The organism is Streptomyces sp. C1-1, assembly GCF_050214755.1.
GTDB lineage: Bacteria > Actinomycetota > Actinomycetes > Streptomycetales > Streptomycetaceae > Streptomyces.
In genome coordinates this window covers 3393535-3410551 of sequence record NZ_CP189826.1, presented here as the reverse complement: position 1 = coordinate 3410551, position 17017 = coordinate 3393535, and the positions used below count along the sequence as shown (strand labels likewise).

Below are 17017 nucleotides of genomic sequence, written 5' to 3'. Positions count from 1 at the left end.
AGCGGACCCTCCGCGACACCCTCGCGGAAACCTCTCTCACGGAGACTGACACCCATGAACCTCCCTGACATCCGCGTCGAGAAGGGCCACGCCGACCCCGAGGAAGTCGCCGCCATCACGGCCGTCCTCCTCGCCCGCGCGGCCGCCCAGCCCGCCACCGAGCCGGCCCACCGCGGCCGCCCGAAGGCCGGCTGGCGCCGCCTGGAACGCGAGAACGGCTTCCGCGCCCCGCACAGCTGGCGCTGAGCGCAGTTCGGTAACGCATGACTGAGGGCCCCTCCATCTGGAGGGGCCCTCAGTCATGCGCGGGGGCGCAGGGGCGCGGGGAACTGCGCGAACGGCCACCGAGCACCCGCAGACGGCATCGAACCATCCGAGGCAGCCCGGTGGCCGCACAGACCACTTACCGCAGGCGAGCCATCAGCGCGTGCTCGACGAGAGTGATCAGCGCCGACTTCGCGTCCGCGCGGTGCCGCGCGTCCGTCGTGATGATCGGGGTGTCGGGACCGATCTGCAGGGCCTCGCGGACCTCGTCGGGGTTGTACGGCTGGTTGCCGTCGAAGCCGTTCAGGGCGATGACGAACGGGAGACCCGAGTTCTCGAAGTAGTCGACCGCCGGGAAGCAGTCGGCCAGGCGCCGGGTGTCGACCAGCACGATGGCACCGATGGCGCCGCGGACCAGGTCGTCCCACATGAACCAGAAGCGGTCCTGGCCCGGCGTACCGAAGAGGTACAGGATCAGGTCCTGGTCCAGGGTGATGCGGCCGAAGTCCATGGCGACCGTGGTGGTCGTCTTGTCTCCGGTGTGGGTGAGGTCGTCGATGCCTGCCGAAGCGGACGTCATGACGGCCTCTGTGCGCAGCGGGTTGATCTCCGAAACGGCCCCGACGAACGTGGTCTTGCCCACGCCGAAGCCACCCGCCACCACGATCTTCGCCGAGGTGGTGGAGCGGGAAGGACCGCCGCTAGAGCTTGCGAAGTCCACTGAGCACCCTTTCGAGCAGTGTCACGTCTGGCTGGCCGCCGGCGTTCTCGTCGCCGCCGGGCTGATGAATGGCGACCAGTCCTGCCTCCGCCAAGTCGGCGACGAGGATCCTGGCCACGCCGAGAGGAATCGTGAGCAGGGCCGAGATCTCGGCCACCGACTTGATCTCCCGGCAGAGGTTGCAGATCCGCTGATGCTCGGGCAACTGGCCCTGCATCTGGTGCGGCTGCGCGGTGGTGTGCACCAGCGCCTCGATGGCGAGCTGGTAGCGCGGGCGCGTCCGGCCGCCGGTCATGGCGTACGGACGCACCAGGGGGTTGTTCGACGCACCCGCGGGCGCCGGCTCGGGGGAGCGTCGATGCGGCTGCACGGGCTGGATGCGGGGAGCGGGCGGCTGGTCGTACGGCGACGACCCGGGACCCTGGGGGCCCTGGGGCGCGTACGGCTGGTGACGCCGCTGGTTCGGGGCGGAGGGGAAGTTGTAACGGTTCGGGTTCTGGGAACCGTCGCCCTGGCCCTGGGCAGGGCCGTACGACCAGTTGCCCGTATTCGAACCGCCTGGTGGTGTTGCCACTCTCTTCTCCTCCTCCGACCGTGCCGGGCACCCATCGCTGTGGAGCCGCGTCCCGAAACCTTACGGCCCCGGGACGTCAAAACGCACCGTCCGTCTGTCAGTTGAGCAGGCTGCCCTGGAGCTCGGCCCGCAGATCGGGTGTCAGGACCGTACCGGCACGGTCCACCAGAAGGGCCATCTCGTACCCGATGAGGCCGATGTCCGCCTCAGGATGTGCGAGTACCGCGAGCGAGGAACCGTCGGAGATGGACATGATGAACAGGAATCCCCGCTCCATCTCCACAACCGTCTGGTTCACGCTGCCGCCCTCGAAGATCCGCGAGGCACCGGCGGTCAGCGAGGTCAGACCGGAGGCGACGGCCGCCAGCTGGTCGGCGCGGTCGCGCGGAAACCCTTCGGACATCGCCAGAAGGAGTCCGTCGGCGGAGACCACCACCGTGTGGGACACCCCCGGGGTGTTGTCCACGAAGTTGGTGATCAACCAGTTCAGGTTCTGTGCCGCCTGGCTCATCGGGCTCACACTAACGCTCCTGGTTGTAGGTGCTGTCAGGACCGAAGCCCTGGCCGTTCGTTTCTCCGCCTGCGGTGCGGGCCCGCTGGACACCGCGCCGCAGGTTGCTCAGTCGTCCCCGGACGTCCTCCGGGGCTCGGGAGACCTGTGGGCCTCCCTGGGGGGTGGGTTCGGCGGCCCCGTCGACCAGGTTGGCCTTCGGTATCCGCCGCGGCAGGCCGGAGGAGGTGACCCCGCCCGCCTTGGGCTTCTTCAGCTGCGAAGCCTGCTGCCAGCGCTGGTCGTTCGCCGAGCGCCAGTCGCCGGAGCCGTTGCTCTCCGAAGCCGAAGCCGGAGCCGATGCCGGGGCCGACGCTTCCTGGTGCGCGTGCCGCGTGCCGTTCGAGCCGTTCGTACCGCTCGCGAAGGATCCGCGGCGGGGCAGGCCGGCGTCGGTCAGCTGGTGGGCGACGGAAGAAGCCGGTCCCGGACGGTCGAAGCCTACGCGGTCGCGCTCACTCACGTCAGCGGCCTGCGCAGGTTCCGCTTCCGGAGCGTACTGGTCCGGGTAGCCGTTCTGGTAGCCGTCCTGCTGCGGCCAGTCGTCCTGGTAGCGACGCTGCTCGAAGGCCGAGTAGGTCTCCGGGGCGGCGGCGTGGGCGACCGAGGGCTCCTCCTGCGCCGGCTCCGAATAGCCGGGCTCGGGGTAGCCGCCGTTCGACGAGAAGGTGTCGTTCTGCGGCAGGGAGCCGTTCTGCGCGAAGTACGGGTCCTGGTACGACGGCTGCTGGGCCGTCTCCTCGTATGCCGGACGCGCCTGCTCCTCGTACGGGTTCTGCTGCTGCTCCTCGTACGCCGGGCGGGGGTCGAACGAACCGGTCTGCTGCTCGGGGAAGCCGTTGTCGTAGGCCGGCTGCGCGTCGAAGGCGTCCGCGTACGACGAGGTCTCGGCGGCCGGCTCCTGCGCCTGCGGGTCCGGCGACTGCTGGGCCTCCAGGGCCGCACGGCGCTCCTCGCGCATCAGCGAGCGGCCGACCGGGTCGAGCTCGCGGATGTCGTCCGGGACCTCGGAGTAGCGGGTGTCGTCGAAGCCGAGCTCCGCGGCCGTACGCATCGGCTGGCTGAAGTCCTCACCCTGGAAGTTCTGCTCCGGGATGATCTGCGAGACGGTGAACTCGTCGCGCTGCATCTGCTGCTCGCCGCCACCGCCGTGGGTGATCGCGTCCGGCAGCATGACCAGCGAGGTGGTGCCCGCCTGCTCGCCGGAGGGGCGCAGCTGGACGCGGATGCCGTGCCGGTCGGACAGGCGGCCGACCACGAACAGGCCCATGCGCTGGGAGATCGCGGCGTCCACGGTCGGCGGGTTGGCCAGCTTGTGGTTGATGTCCGCGAAGTCCTCGGCCGTCAGGCCGATGCCCTTGTCGTGGATCTCGATCATGACGCGGCCGTCGGGGAGACGGGTCGCGGTGACGCGGACCTTGGTCTGCGGGGAGGAGAACGTGGTGGCGTTCTCCAGCAGCTCGGCGAGCAGGTGCACGAGGTCGGTCACGGCACGGCCGTGGATCTCGGCCTCCGGGACGCCCGACAGCTCGATGCGCTCGTACTGCTCCACCTCGGAGGAGGCGGCGCGCAGCACGTCGACCAGCGGGACCGGCTGGTCCCAGCGGCGGCCGGGCTCCTCGCCGGCGAGGACCAGGAGGTTCTCGCCGTTGCGGCGCATACGGGTCGCGAGGTGGTCCAGGCGGAAGAGGTTCTCCAGCTGGTCCGGGTCGGCCTCGTTGTTCTCCAGGTCGGTGATCAGGGTCAGCTGGCCCTCGATCAGCGACTGGTTGCGCCGGGACAGGTTGGTGAAGATCGCGTTGATGTTGCCGCGGAGCAGGGCCTGCTCGGAGGCGAGCCGGACGGCCTCGCGGTGGACCTGGTCGAAGGCGCGGGCGACCTCGCCGATCTCGTCCTTGGTGTGGATCGGGATCGGGGCGACCCGGGTGTCGACCCGGCCGGGGTCGGTGCGCGAGAGCTGGTCGACCAGCATCGGCAGGCGCTGCTCGGCGATGCCGAAGGCGGCGTTGCGCAGCTGGCGCATCGAGCGGGACATCTGGCGGGCGACGGCGCCGGCCAGGATGAACGCGAGCAGCAGGGCGACGATGACGATGGCGCCGGTGATCAGGGCGTCCCGCTTGGCGTTGTCGGCGATGGTCGACGCCTCGCTCACCGCGGTGTCGGCCTTCTCCTTCTCCAGCTTGCGGTACGCGTCGAACTTGAGGGTGGTGACACCCCACCAGTTCTGCGCGCTGATGCCCTCCTGGGCCAGCGCCTCACGAGCGGCCGGAGCCGTCGTCTGGAGCTGGGACATCCCCGCGATCATGTCCGTGGGGTCGGCCGGCGGCGGCACGTACTTCTCGTTCTGGGCGGCCGCCTGCGCGGCGGCCTGCTTGGCCATCGCCGCGCCGTCGACCTTGATCTGGTTCTCGGCCGTCTTGAGCTTGGCGAGGTCCTCGTCGGTGCCACCGGCCTGGTACTCCTGCAGGGCGATGCCCTCCAGGTAGGCGTACGAGGTCAGGGCGGTGCGCTGCCGTGCCAGGTCGGTGTCCTTGGGACCCGGGTTGACCAGCAGGTGCATACCGATGGAGCGGTCGAGCGAGAGCGCGCCCTTGGCGAGGGCGATGGCGTAGACAGAGCGGCCGTAGCTGGTGATGTTGCCGGTGCCGAGGCCGAGCTCGTTGGAGAACTCCAGCAGCGGGTGCTCGATGTCGACGTAGGTCTCTTCGGTCTCCACCCCCTTGAACTTGGAGGTGTAGGCCTTCTGCCGGATCGTCGCGAGCTCCGGCTCCACCTTGCGGAAGCGCTCCAGGCGGCGGACCAGGTTGGGCCGGTCCGGCATGTTGCGGGCGGCGGCGTCGAATTCGTCGGCGGCCTGGTCGGTCTGCTTGCGGAGCTTGGCGACGAGGGCCTTGTCGGCCGCGGTCTGGCTCTTGCCCTTCAGCAGCGGCGCGGCGGTGGTGTCACGCTCGACGAGGATCGCGTTGCTGTAGGTGAGGGCGGCCGCGACCAGGCGGGCGGTGTTCTCCGCGTCCTGGGCGTCCTGCCAGGTGTCGATCGAGTTCTTCACCTGGAAGCCGCCCATGACCAGGCCGACGGCCACGGGTATGAGCAGGATCGCGTTCAGCCGGGTGGGCACCCGCCAGTTGCGCGGGGAGAAACGGCCGCCGCTCGAAGCGGGCGCGGCCGTCGGCTCGGATACGGGCACAGGGACGGGCGCCGCTCCGCGCGGCGGCGGGGTGAAGTTGCCCCGGGCCGACGGCTCGGGACCGTTCTTGCTTCGCCTCACTCGACCAACAACCTCTCGGCGGCGGGCACCAACGTCGTGCCGCAGTGTCTCAGAGCCCAGTACGTCATTGAGTACGCAGTACTACGGAGTACGTCTTTGACTATTAGGCAGTTCAGGCATTCCAGCACGACGGCCTGCGCTCTTCCAAACAGTGGAAAGCGCTGATTGCGTGTGATGTAAGCCCCAGATAAAACGGTCATAAAGAGCGAGCCCCGTCAAAAGACGGGGCCTTTGTGTGCGCAGCGACACCAGTTGGCAACGACCCGTGGCCGTACCACCCGATTCCTCTGCCGAAACGTTATGAACACCGGGGCCGACCGTGTCAAAGGCCACAGCCGGCTCCGATGCGTCTACGACAACTGCCGTACGACATGGCTGATTTGGGTGCTATCGCAGCCGTGCCATGAGCGCGTGCTCGACCAGCGTGATCAGCGCACTCTTGGCATCCGCGCGGTGGCGGGCGTCCGTCGTGATGATCGGCGTGTCCGGGCCGATCTGCAGCGCTTCCCGAACCTCCTCGGGGGCGTACGGCTGGTGCCCGTCGAAGCCGTTGAGGGCGACCACGAAGGGCAGACCGCTGTTCTCGAAGTAGTCGACCGCGGGGAAGCAGTCGGCCAGGCGCCGGGTGTCCACGAGCACCACCGCGCCGATCGCGCCACGCACCAGGTCGTCCCACATGAACCAGAAGCGGTCCTGGCCGGGCGTGCCGAACAGATACAGGATCAGGTCCTGGTCGAGCGTGATACGTCCGAAGTCCATGGCCACCGTGGTGGTGGTCTTGTCCCCGGTGTGGGTGAGGTCGTCGATGCCCGCGGAGGCGGACGTCATGACGGCCTCGGTGCGCAGCGGGTTGATCTCGGAGACGGCACCCACGAACGTGGTCTTGCCGACGCCGAACCCTCCCGCCACGACGATCTTCGCGGAGGTGGTCGCCCTACCTCCGTCAGAGCTTGCGAAGTCCACTGAGCACCCTTTCGAGCAGGGTCACGTCCGGTGCACCGGTCGTCTCGTCGCCACCCGGCTGGTGGATGGCGACGAGCCCGGCCTCGGCCAGGTCCGCGACGAGAATCCGGGCCACACCCAGGGGCATGGCGAGGAGTGCCGACACCTCGGCCACCGACTTGACCTCACGGCACAGGTGGCAGATGCGCTGGTGCTCCGGGAGCAGCCCCATGAGTGCTGCCGGGTCGGCCGTGGTGCTGATCAGTGCCTCTATGGCGAGCTGATAGCGCGGCCGGGTCCGGCCACCGGTCATCGCGTAAGGACGTACCAGCGGCTGGTCGCCCTCATCCTCGTACGGCTCCGCGTACGGATCATGAGAGGCGGTGGGCGGGGTCATGAATCCTCCGGGCGGGACAGCAAGTCGGTCGGGCAAGCCGTCTGACGGGGCCGGTGGGGGGATTGTGGCGGCCGGACGGTGGTTTGGTGAGACAGGTGGTGCCGGTGAGGGTCAGTGGAGCAGACTGCCTTGGAGTTCGGCGCGCAGGTCGGGCGTGAGGACCGCGCCCGCGCGGTCGACCAGCAGCGCCATCTCGTAGCCGACCAGGCCGATGTCGCACTCGGGGTGCGCGAGCACGGCCAGGGACGAGCCGTCCGAGACGGACATCAGGAAGAGGAAACCCCGCTCCATCTCGACGACCGTCTGCGCCACGGCACCGCCCTCGAAGATCCGGGAGGCCCCGGCCGTCAGCGAGGTGAGTCCGGACGCGACGGCCGCCAGCTGGTCGGCGCGGTCACGCGGGAAGCCTTCGGACATCGCCAGAAGGAGTCCGTCGGCCGATACGACGACGGTGTGGGACACCCCGGGGGTGTTGTCCACGAAGTTGGTGATCAACCAGTTGAGGTTTTGTGCCGCCTGGCTCATCTGGCTCAACTATCGCTCCTGCTGGTGAGTGGGGCTGGGGAAACTGCCGGTCTGGCCGGTACCGGTACCGGCCTGTCGACCCTGTGCGATGCCCCGACGGAGATTGGTCAGCCGGCCGCGTACGTCGTCAGGCGCACGCGAGACCTGCGGACCTGCTTGGTGCTGTTGCTGCTGAGCCGTGCCCGGGACGAGGTTCGCCCGGGGCACCCGGCGCGGCAGGCCGGAGGTGGTGACGCCGCCCGCGGCCGGCTGCCGTACGCGCTCCGCCTGCCGGACGAGGTCGTCGTTCGGGGAGGTGCGCCAGGAAGAGGTCGCGGGACGCTGAGGAGCAGCGGCCGGTGGCTGCTGCTGGGCCGGGGCGGAACTGTTGCCGTTGCCCGGCCGGCCTTCGCCGCCCTGACCGCCGTGGAACCAGTTGGTCTCCAGCGTGTCGTACAGCGGCGTACGGCCGTCGCCCGGACCGGTGGCCGGCGGCAGCGCCTCGGGCTCCTGCCGGACGGGCCGCTGCGGACGCGGCGGGACGGACTGGCGCGGGGCACCGAAGTCGGCGCCGCCGTTCTGCGGGCGCTCGAACTGTCCGTTGACGGACGGGTTCTGACGCCCCGGCAGGGAGTGCTGCCCGGTCGAGCCGCCGTCGTAGCCCGGCACCGCGAACTGGCCGGTGGAGCCGACGTCGAACGCCGACGGGCTCGGGTACTGGCCGGTGTTCTGCGGGTTGCCGCCCTGGCCGTTCGGGCTGCCGAAGACGTCGGGCCGGACGAACTGGCCCGGGCCCTGCGCGCCGCCGTTCTGCGGGACGCCGTAGTCCTGACGCGGGAACTCACCGGTGTTCTGCGAACCGTTCGCACCGGGACGGGCGAACTGGCCGGTGTTCTGCGGGGAGTCCATGCCCGGGCGGGCGAACTCGCCGGTGTTGTGCGGCGAGTCCATGCCGGGACGGGCGAACTGGCCCGTGTTCTGCGGGTCGTTGCCGAAGGCGGGCCGCTCGAAATCGGCGGCCTGGCCGAGGCCCTGACGGTCGTCGCCGCGCCCGATGGCCGGCATCTCCGTCGTGGCGCCCGGACCCTGGTGGTCGTCGAAGCGCGGCATCCGCGAGGTCTCGTCGTGACCGCGCGGGGTGTCCAGCGAGGCGCGCGGCACCGGCGGCTGGGCGTTCTCGTCGCTCCAGCTCGGCGTACGCGGCTGCTCGCCGCCCGGCAGCTCGGCCCGCGGACCGCCACGGCCCGGCAGCTGCGGCCGACGGCCACGACGGCCGCGGCCCTCGTTCTCGGCGGGAGCCTGGGACTGCGGCGGTACGGCGCCACGAGCGCCGCCGAAGCTGTCCTGGGCCGCACCCGCGGCCTGCATGCCCTGCGGCGCACCCGGCGCCTGACCGAACCCCGCACCGGCGCCCGCGGGGGCCGGCCGGCCCTGCTGCGGAGCGTTCGGAGCCTGCGGTCCGCGCGCGCCACCCGGCGCACCGGAACGGCCGTTGCCGCCCTGGCCGGTGCCCGGCAGTGCGGCCCGCGGCCCCTGACCGGCCCCGAGCCGACCGCCACCGGGCGCACCGGCACCGAGCGCACCGCCCGGAGCCCCGGCACCCGGAGCCCCGCCGAGGGCGGGACCGCCCTGGGCGCCCGCACCGGCCGCCTGGCGGCGGGCCGCGGCCGCACCGGCGGCGGCCTGCGCGGCGGCCGGACCGCCGACGGCACCGGCGTTCTGACCGGGCTTGCCCTGCGGCTTCTTGCCGCCCTGGGCGACGTCGACGGGCAGCATGACCAGCGCGGTCGTACCACCGGAGTCGGACGGACGCAGCTGGATGCGGATGCCGTGGCGCTGGGACAGCCGGCCGACCACGAACAGACCCATGCGGCGGGAGACGGAGACGTCCACGGTGGGCGGCGAGGCGAGCCGCTCGTTGATCGCCGCGAGGTCCTCGGGGGAGAGGCCGATACCGGTGTCGTGGATCTCGATCAGCACGCGGCCGTCGGGCAGCGCGTGACCGGTGACCTTGACCTTGGTCTGCGGCGAGGAGAAGGAGGTCGCGTTCTCCAGCAGCTCGGCGAGCAGGTGCACGAGGTCGTTGACCACGCGGCCGGCCACTTCGGTGGTCGGCACGGCGGCCAGCTCGATGCGCTCGTACTGCTCCACCTCGGATGCGGCGGCGCGGAGCACGTCGACCAGCGGGACCGGGCGGGTCCAGCGGCGGCCGGGCTCCTCACCCGCGAGGACGAGGAGGTTCTCACCGTTACGGCGCATACGCGTCGCGAGGTGGTCGAGCTTGAACAGCGAGGACAGCTGGTCCGGGTCGGCCTCGCGGGACTCCAGCTCGGAGATGAGCGAGAGCTGACGCTGGATGAGACCCTGCGAGCGGCGCGAGAGGTTGGTGAACATCGCGTTGACGTTGCCCCGCAGCAGGGCCTGCTCGGCGGCGAGGCGGACCGCCTCGCGGTGCACGTCGTCGAAGGCCGCGGCCACCTGGCCGATCTCGTCCCGCGAGTGCACACCGACCGACTCGACGGAGGTGTCGACGTCCTGCGGGTCCGACTCCGACAGCTGCGCGACCAGCTCGGGCAGACGGTCCTGGGCGACCTTGTTGGCGGTCTCCTGCAGGCGGCGCAGCGAGCGGATCATGGACCGGGCGATGACGAAGGCGCCGACCAGCGAGACACCGAGCACGAGCAGGATCAGCGCACCGGAGATGATCGCTTCCTGCTCCGAGGAGTTCCGCAGCTCGCGGGCCTTCTGCTCCATGTTCTCGAGCAGCGAGTGCTCGATCTTCTTCATCTGCTCGATCTTGGTCGAGCTGTCGTCCACCCAGTCCTGGTACGACCGCTTCTGCAGGTCGTCCAGGCCGTTCTGCGCGGCCAGCGCACGGCTGGCGTAGGTGTCGGACGCCTTGATGGTGGCGTTGTTCTCCTCGATGGGCTTGAGGAGGGAGGTCGCGTTGTCGGAGCCGTAGATGCTCCGGAAGCTGCGCAGGTCGGACTTCTGGCTCTCCAGTGCCGACTGGGCGTAGAGCCGGTCGTTCTCGGAGAGCCGGCCGACCGTGGTGTTGCTCGCGGGCAGCGCCGCCGCGAGGACGGCGCGCTGCATCGACGCGTACTCCTTGGCCGAGGAGAAGGCGGCCAGGGAGCGCGTGCGCTGGATCATCTCGGGGTTGCTGGTGGCCTCCGCCATGTCCTGGGAGAGGTCCAGCAGGTGCGTGATCAGGCGGTGGTAGGCCTCGACCGTCTGCGAGGAGTTGAGCCTGGCCTCGTACGCCGTGGAGCGGATCTTCGACAGCGTCTCGAGGTCGCCGACCACACCGACGAGGCTCTCGCGCACACCGAGGAGCGAGCCGTCCTTGTTGGAGGTGTCGATCTCCTCGGCGGCGTCGATGAAGTTCTGCTTGGCCCGGTCCGTCTTGTCCCGGTAGCCCTTGACCGTGTAGTCGCTGGCCTTCGAGCCGTGCGCCAGCGGACCGGCGGACTGGTCGCGCTCGTCCTGCAGCGCGGCCGCGAGCTCGGTGGCCTGCTTGGTCATCTCCGTCAGCAGCCGCATGTTGTCGAGCTGCTGGATGTCGTCCATGTTGTCGCTGATGCGCAGCGCGCCCAGCGAGGTGGCCGCGACCACGGGGAGGGCGAGCAGCGAGACAAGGCGCGTGGAGATACGCCAGTTGCGCAGCGCTATTCGCGACCCCGGGCCGCTCGGGCCCTGGACCGGCTTGATCGGCGGAGCCGCGGGGCTCGGCGACCCGGCGGATGCCGACGCGCCGGGGCGCCCGGAGCGCTCACCGCCGTCGCCGGACGCTGCCGGGCCCGGGTTCTGGGCGTGCTGGGGGGAGGGACTGCCGGCATTGGGGCCAGTCCCGCCGTGCGGCTCCGGCTCCGCCGAAGCACTGCCATCCCTCTTGAAACGTCCCTGCACTAGCGTCGCAACCTCTGGACCAGGCGCCCCTCCGCGTGAACGGAAAGACACGGTGTCGGCGTTTTCGAAGGCGCCCTGAACGCGCCCCCTGGTGGTCGTGAGTGACCGGCGCTGGCTCCCCCTTCTCGCCGCCACCCAGCGCTCGTAGCGCCCCCTGTGCGCCGGCTCGATCCTGCGGCGGTCCGTGGCATTCCAGCACAGTGCAGGATCTCCAACAAGGCTCATGGGCCATGCCGTGACCTACGTGACAGCATGTGAGTGCCGAGTCACCTGCCGTAGAAGGATAAATCCCGCATAAGGGGCGTATGCCCGCGAGTTCCACGGGATCGGACGCTGTCCCAGTCGCCATGATCAGGAGCGGAATGATGGCTTCAGGGGGCCAATGTCCGTTTCGCTGGGATGGGTTGGGGGTCGGGATTGACCGGTTTGTCCGTGCGGTCGTGAGCAAACTCACATGCTGATCATGGGGTCTTCACGACTTCGCCGGGGAATCCGATGTTTAGCCTGGCGCTTTACAAGACGTAGGCAACTGCCAACCCCCGACGGACGACAGGGTCGAGTACAACCGTGAAGACGACGATGATGTTCCGCAACATAGCCAACCCGCGGCGCACGACGCTGGCCCACCTCGAGGACTCCGGCGAACTGCAGACCCCGGAGCAGCCGGAGCACTCCCTCGATCTTCCCACCCAGACCGCCAACCCCAAGCGCACCGTCCTCGTGGAGGTCCCCGTCGCGGCCTCCGTCGCCGAGTAGTACGCACGCCGGCGGCTGATCATTCAGCCCGCCCGGCGGAAGATCCTTCGAGGCGCCCCGCGCGGTAATGCGCAAGTCGGCGCCCCCCTGCCGCGTTAGCCTGGAGCGTCAGACTCCAGCCGGCCAAGTGAGGGGCGCAAGGATCCCGTGCGCATCGCCAGATTCTCCATCGACGGGAACGTCGCCTTCGGCGCGGTCGAGGGCGACAAGCCGGACGAGCTCGTCCTCGACATCATCAAGGGCATCCCGTTCGCGGACTTCGAGCTCTCCGGTACGAAGGTCCCGCTGAGCAAGGTCAGGCTGCTGCCGCCGGTGCTCCCCAACAAGGTCGTGGCCTTCGGCCGCAACTACGCGGAGCACGCCCGCGAGCTGGGCAACGAGGTGCCCGACGCCCCGTTCGCCTTCTTCAAGCCCTCCACCTCCGTGATCGGGCCCGGCGACGAGATCCGCTACCCGTCCTTCACCGAGGACCTGCACCACGAGGCCGAACTCGCCGTGGTCATCGGCCGCATGTGCCGCGAGGTCCCGCGCGAGCGGGTCGCGGACGTGATCTTCGGCTACACCTGCGCGAACGACGTCACCGCCCGTGACGTGCAGAAGCGCGAGAAGCAGTGGGCCCGGGCCAAGGGCTTCGACACCTCCTGCCCGCTCGGCCCCTGGGTGGAGACCGGCCTGGACCTCAAGACGGCCTCGGACCTGACCGTCCAGCTCACGGTCAACGGCGAGCAACGCCAGCTCGGTCGCACCAGCGAGATGATCCACTCGATCGAGGACCTGATCGTCAACATCACCGAGGCCATGACGCTGCTCCCCGGCGACGTGATCCTCACGGGCACCCCGGCAGGCGTCGGACCGCTCACCGTCGGCGACGAGGTCGCCGTCACCATCGAAGGCATCGGCACTCTCACCAACAAGGTTGTCAAGCGTGGCTAGCGCACCCGTCCGCGTACGTTTCTGTCCCTCGCCCACCGGTAACCCCCACGTGGGCCTGGTCCGCACCGCCCTGTTCAACTGGGCCTTCGCCCGGCACCACCAGGGCACTCTGGTCTTCCGCATCGAGGACACCGACGCGGCCCGCGACTCCGAGGAGTCCTACAACCAGCTCCTCGACGCGATGCGCTGGCTGGGCTTCGACTGGGACGAGGGTCCCGAGATCGGCGGCCCGCACGCGCCGTACCGCCAGTCGCAGCGCATGGACATCTACGCGGACGTCGCGCGGAAGCTGCTGGACGCGGGCCACGCCTACCACTGCTACTGCTCCCAGGAGGAGCTGGACACCCGCCGCGAGGCCGCCCGCGCCGCCGGCAAGCCGTCCGGCTACGACGGCCACTGCCGCGACCTCACCGAGGCGCAGGTGGAGGCGTACAGGGCCCAGGGCCGCGCCCCGATCGTCCGCTTCCGCATGCCCGACGAGACGATCACCTTCACGGACCTGGTCCGCGGCGAGCTGACGTTCACGCCGGAGAACGTCCCGGACTACGGGATCGTGCGAGCCAACGGCGCCCCGCTGTACACGCTGGTCAACCCGGTCGACGACGCCCTGATGGAGATCACCCACGTCCTGCGCGGCGAGGACCTGCTCTCCTCCACCCCCCGCCAGATCGCCCTGTACAAGGCGCTCACCGAACTGGGCATCGCCAAGCAGACCCCGCACTTCGGCCACCTGCCCTACGTCATGGGCGAGGGCAACAAGAAGCTGTCGAAGCGCGACCCGCAGTCGTCGCTGAACCTCTACCGGGAGCGCGGCTTCCTCCCCGAGGGCCTGCTCAACTACCTCTCGCTGCTGGGCTGGTCGCTCTCGGCGGACCAGGACATCTTCTCCGTCGAGGAGATGGTCGCGGCCTTCGACATCGCGGACGTCAACCCCAACCCGGCGCGCTTCGACCTGAAGAAGTGCGAGGCGATCAACGCCGACCACATCCGGCTGCTCGACGTGAAGGACTTCACCGAGCGCTGCGCCCCCTGGCTGCGCGCCCCCTTCGCCCCCTGGGCGCCGGAGGACTTCGACGAGGCGAAGTGGCAGGCGATCGCCCCGCACGCGCAGACCCGTCTGAAGGTCCTGTCGGAGATCACCGACAACGTCGACTTCCTGTTCCTGCCGGAGCCGGTGTCCGACGAGGCCTCCTGGGCCAAGGCGATGAAGGAGGGCAGCGACGCCCTGCTCCGCACCGCCCGCGAGAAGCTGGAGTCGGCCGACTGGACCTCCGCGGAGTCCCTGAAGGAGGCCGTCCTGGCCGCCGGCGAGGCCCACGGCCTCAAGCTCGGCAAGGCCCAGGCCCCGGTCCGTGTCGCCGTCACCGGCCGCACGGTCGGCCTGCCCCTCTTCGAGTCCCTGGAAGTGCTGGGCAAGGACCGCACCCTGGCCCGGATCGACGCGGCACTGGCGAAGCTGACGGCGTAGCGCACGCACGCGGACAGGGCGGCGGCCGATCCGGCTGCCGCCCTTCCGCTTTCGTCCGTGCCTGCTTGCCCTGATCGACAGGACGTGTTCATGATCGGTTGGCCCGGGCGTCGCGGGCCGTCCCGATGCTCATGATCATGCCATCCTGGAGAACGTCACTGAGACTGAGCACCCCGGTGGGCCTCGCCGCCGTGCTTCTCGCGGCCGCCGGCACCCTGACCCCGGCGTCGGCCCAGACCAACTGGACGTACACGAACGACTACGAGGGCAACTGCCTGGTGGCGTCGCCCACCACCGCCAACGTCTGGTCGGGCACCTGCGACGACTCGCTCGTCACCCGCAACTGGCACTGGGGCGCGACGACCACCACCGCCTTCGGCTACACCTTTCGCCGGCTGGTGAGCAACGCCAACGGCGACTGCCTCACCACGGACTGGAAGAGCCAGAACAACGCCGTCTGGACGAGCCCCTGCGGCGGCAGCGGTCAGCAGTTCTGGAACGCCGACGGCCACCGCATCATGAACACCTGGGCGCATCAACTGCGCACCTCCGACAACGGCGACGCCATCTACAGCAGCACGGCCGAGGTCACGGACCAGATTCCCCTGGCACGATTCGACTGGTACGGCGCCCACGACTGACGGTTCCGGGGACGCGCCGCCGACCTCCGGGTTACCGTCGGATCATGAGCATTCGCGCCGTGGTCTGGGACGTCGACGACACCCTCTTCGACTACACCACCGCGGACCGCGAGGGCATGCGGTCCCATCTCTCCGCCGAGGGTCTGCTCACCGGGGACGAGACCCCGGAGCAGGCCCTCGCGCGCTGGCGGGAGATCACCGACCGGCAGTGGGCGCGGTTCTCGGCGGGGGAGCTGTCCTTCGAGGAGCAGCGCCGCGAGCGCATCCGCGTGTTCCTTGGCACACCCCTGGCCGCCGCCGAGGCCGACGCCTGGTTCCGGCGGTACCTGACGCACTACGAGGCCGCCTGGGCGCTCTTCCCGGACGTCGTGCCCGTCCTGGACGCCCTCGCCGCCAGCCACCGGCACGCCGTGCTGTCCAACTCCAGCCTCACCGTCCAGGACCACAAGCTCCGCACCCTCGGGGTGCACCACCGCTTCGAGACCATACTGTGCGCCGCGGAACTCGGCGTCTCCAAGCCCCAGGCCGGCGCCTTCCTCGCGGCCTGCGAGGCCCTGGACCTCGCCCCGCACGAGGTGGCGTACGTCGGCGACCACCCGGAGATCGACGGGCGGGGCGCCGCCGACGCCGGACTGCTGTCGGTGTGGATCGACCGCAGCGGCGTGTACACCGGCGGTACCGCCCCCTTCGGGCCCCACCGGATCGCCTCCCTCGCCGAACTCCCCGCGATCCTCGGCGCGGATACCCGTTTTGGAGCCCCGTCCACCTTCGGGTAATGTTCTTCCTGCGCCGCCGGGGAGCGGGCCGAAAGGCCAAAAACCGGAGGAGCGAACTAGAACGAGATCCCCGCAGGGGCTTGCGTTCCAGTGGCCTATGGTGTAATTGGCAGCACGACTGATTCTGGTTCAGTTAGTCTTGGTTCGAGTCCAGGTAGGCCAGCTCGCGGATGCTTTGATCCAACACGGCATCCGCACCGCGGATCCCATCCGCAAAGCCCCCGTTGTGTAGCGGCCTAGCACGCTGCCCTCTCAAGGCAGTAGCGCCGGTTCGAATCCGGTCGGGGGTACTGGTTCCGATCAACTCGGGACTGCTAGGGCCCCCGTTGTGTAGCGGCCTAGCACGCCGCCCTCTCAAGGCGGTAGCGCCGGTTCGAATCCGGTCGGGGGTACTGACTGGTCTAAACCATCATTGGTCTATGGTGTAATTGGCAGCACGACTGATTCTGGTTCAGTTAGTCTTGGTTCGAGTCCAGGTAGACCAGCTCGGGCCTGCGGAAACGCAGAGTCCAGGCCCCCGTTGTGTAGCGGCCTAGCACGCCGCCCTCTCAAGGCGGTAGCGCCGGTTCGAATCCGGTCGGGGGTACAAACCGGGAAGGCCCTCCACTTCGGTGGAGGGCCTTCTTCGTGTCCCGGCTCACTTGAAGCCGTACCGCCGTGCCGACTCCTCCTCCTGGGCCAGCCGGTGCAGCGCCTGCAGCACCGGCTCGTTGAGGATCGCCCCCAGGACGGCGAACTCGACCCGCTCGGGCTCCGAGGGGTACGCCTCCATGTTGTCCAGGTCGAGGACGGCCGTCCGGTGCATCAACTCGGCGTACGGGGCCAGCTGTTCGGCCCCCCAGCCGTAGCCGAGCCGGCGGAACGCGGCCACCCCCACGACCAGGGAGCGGTACGCGGGGGAGATCGTCGAGAGCTGCTTGGCGTTCCGCCAGCCCAGTCGGTCCAGGAGCGCGGTGATCTCCCGGTGCGCGGCCTGCACGTACTCGTCCTCCTCGTCCGGCTCCGGCACCTGCGGCAGCGCCCACAGGGCCGCGCCCAGGCGGATCGTGCGGCCCAGGGAGTCGTCGTCCACGTGTCCCAGCACCTCGCGGACCGTCGCCACCGGGATGCGGCCGACCTGGATCATCGCGCGCACCAGCCGCAGCCGGCGCAGGTGCTCCTCCTCGTACTCGGCGGTCGTCGCGTTGAGCTGGCGGCCGGGCGGCAACAGGCCCTCGCGCAGGTAGTACTTGATCGTCGCGGTGGACACCCCACTGCGTTCGCTGAGCTCCGCCAGCCGCATCTCTTGCGCCTCTCCTTGGGAAGTGTCACTAT

At 69.8% G+C, this 17017-nt stretch carries 15 protein-coding genes and 5 tRNA genes; 11 read left to right on the top strand and 9 right to left on the bottom strand.

Features of this window, described 5'->3' with window-relative positions; genetic code table 11:
• The first annotated feature begins 54 nt into the window (after positions 1 to 54).
• The gene (locus tag ACQF4J_RS15370) at positions 55 to 246 is read left to right on the top strand and encodes an acyl-CoA carboxylase subunit epsilon (protein ID WP_351574272.1); all 192 of its coding nucleotides are present in this window, start codon (positions 55 to 57) and stop codon (positions 244 to 246) included.
• 157 nt (positions 247 to 403) lie between these two features.
• Here the strand turns inward: ACQF4J_RS15370 and ACQF4J_RS15365 are convergent, their stop codons facing one another.
• The 8 genes from ACQF4J_RS15365 to ACQF4J_RS15330 all read right to left on the bottom strand — a co-directional run bounded on the left by ACQF4J_RS15365 (position 404) and on the right by ACQF4J_RS15330 (position 11129).
• A complete protein-coding gene (locus ACQF4J_RS15365) occupies positions 404 to 985 on the bottom strand; it encodes a GTP-binding protein (protein WP_026248371.1) in 582 nt (193 codons plus the stop codon).
• On the bottom strand, positions 966 to 1559 hold the full coding sequence (locus ACQF4J_RS15360) for a DUF742 domain-containing protein (protein ID WP_351802968.1): 594 nt from the start codon (positions 1557 to 1559) through the stop codon (positions 966 to 968). Before ACQF4J_RS15360 ends, ACQF4J_RS15365 begins: the two co-directional genes overlap by 20 nt.
• A 97-nt stretch (positions 1560 to 1656) precedes the next feature.
• Positions 1657 to 2070: a roadblock/LC7 domain-containing protein gene (locus tag ACQF4J_RS15355; protein WP_004983065.1), complete on the bottom strand. Its 414-nt coding sequence runs from the start codon at positions 2068 to 2070 to the stop codon at positions 1657 to 1659.
• A gap of 10 nt (positions 2071 to 2080) precedes the next feature.
• On the bottom strand, positions 2081 to 5377 hold the full coding sequence (locus tag ACQF4J_RS15350) for a sensor histidine kinase (protein WP_351574268.1): 3297 nt from the start codon (positions 5375 to 5377) through the stop codon (positions 2081 to 2083).
• 387 nt (positions 5378 to 5764) lie between these two features.
• On the bottom strand, positions 5765 to 6340 hold the full coding sequence (locus ACQF4J_RS15345) for a GTP-binding protein (protein ID WP_058922977.1): 576 nt from the start codon (positions 6338 to 6340) through the stop codon (positions 5765 to 5767).
• Positions 6321 to 6716, bottom strand: a complete 396-nt coding sequence (locus ACQF4J_RS15340; RefSeq protein ID WP_016432454.1) for a DUF742 domain-containing protein — start codon at positions 6714 to 6716, stop codon at positions 6321 to 6323. The genes ACQF4J_RS15345 and ACQF4J_RS15340 overlap by 20 nt, the downstream gene beginning before the upstream one ends.
• Positions 6717 to 6827: 111 nt before the next feature.
• Positions 6828 to 7241: a roadblock/LC7 domain-containing protein gene (locus ACQF4J_RS15335; protein ID WP_058928156.1), complete on the bottom strand. Its 414-nt coding sequence runs from the start codon at positions 7239 to 7241 to the stop codon at positions 6828 to 6830.
• Positions 7242 to 7250: 9 nt separating this feature from the next.
• Complete coding sequence (locus ACQF4J_RS15330) at positions 7251 to 11129, bottom strand: sensor histidine kinase (RefSeq protein ID WP_351574265.1); 3879 nt, start codon at positions 11127 to 11129, stop codon at positions 7251 to 7253.
• Positions 11130 to 11696: 567 nt separating this feature from the next.
• On the opposite strand from ACQF4J_RS15330, the gene ACQF4J_RS15325 reads away from it, so the two are divergent.
• The 10 genes from ACQF4J_RS15325 (at position 11697) to ACQF4J_RS15280 (ending at position 16289) form a co-directional block, all read left to right on the top strand.
• Entirely contained in the window at positions 11697 to 11885 is a 189-nt protein-coding gene (locus ACQF4J_RS15325) for a hypothetical protein (protein ID WP_351574262.1), read from the top strand.
• Positions 11886 to 12032: 147 nt separating this feature from the next.
• Positions 12033 to 12818 carry a fumarylacetoacetate hydrolase family protein gene (locus ACQF4J_RS15320; protein WP_351574259.1) on the top strand — a complete coding sequence of 262 codons (786 nt, stop codon included), beginning with the start codon at positions 12033 to 12035 and terminating at the stop codon, positions 12816 to 12818.
• Positions 12802 to 14286 (top strand): glutamate--tRNA ligase, encoded by a 1485-nt coding sequence (gltX, locus tag ACQF4J_RS15315; protein WP_427165817.1) that lies wholly within the window; start codon positions 12802 to 12804, stop codon positions 14284 to 14286. Before ACQF4J_RS15320 ends, gltX begins: the two co-directional genes overlap by 17 nt.
• A 137-nt stretch (positions 14287 to 14423) precedes the next feature.
• Entirely contained in the window at positions 14424 to 14927 is a 504-nt protein-coding gene (locus ACQF4J_RS15310) for a hypothetical protein (protein WP_351574253.1), read from the top strand.
• A gap of 44 nt (positions 14928 to 14971) precedes the next feature.
• Positions 14972 to 15703 (top strand): HAD family hydrolase, encoded by a 732-nt coding sequence (locus tag ACQF4J_RS15305; RefSeq protein ID WP_427165816.1) that lies wholly within the window; start codon positions 14972 to 14974, stop codon positions 15701 to 15703.
• A 91-nt stretch (positions 15704 to 15794) separates the two neighbouring features.
• Positions 15795 to 15866: transfer RNA gene (locus tag ACQF4J_RS15300), tRNA-Gln, on the top strand.
• 54 nt (positions 15867 to 15920) lie between these two features.
• Positions 15921 to 15993, top strand: a tRNA-Glu gene (locus ACQF4J_RS15295).
• A gap of 29 nt (positions 15994 to 16022) precedes the next feature.
• Positions 16023 to 16095: transfer RNA gene (locus tag ACQF4J_RS15290), tRNA-Glu, on the top strand.
• Between the two features lie 21 nt (positions 16096 to 16116).
• Positions 16117 to 16188, top strand: a tRNA-Gln gene (locus tag ACQF4J_RS15285).
• A 28-nt stretch (positions 16189 to 16216) separates the two neighbouring features.
• Positions 16217 to 16289 (top strand) — tRNA-Glu (locus ACQF4J_RS15280).
• A 51-nt stretch (positions 16290 to 16340) separates the two neighbouring features.
• Here the strand turns inward: ACQF4J_RS15280 and ACQF4J_RS15275 are convergent.
• Positions 16341 to 16985 (bottom strand): MerR family transcriptional regulator, encoded by a 645-nt coding sequence (locus tag ACQF4J_RS15275; protein WP_351574247.1) that lies wholly within the window; start codon positions 16983 to 16985, stop codon positions 16341 to 16343.
• Positions 16986 to 17017: the final 32 nt, after the last annotated feature.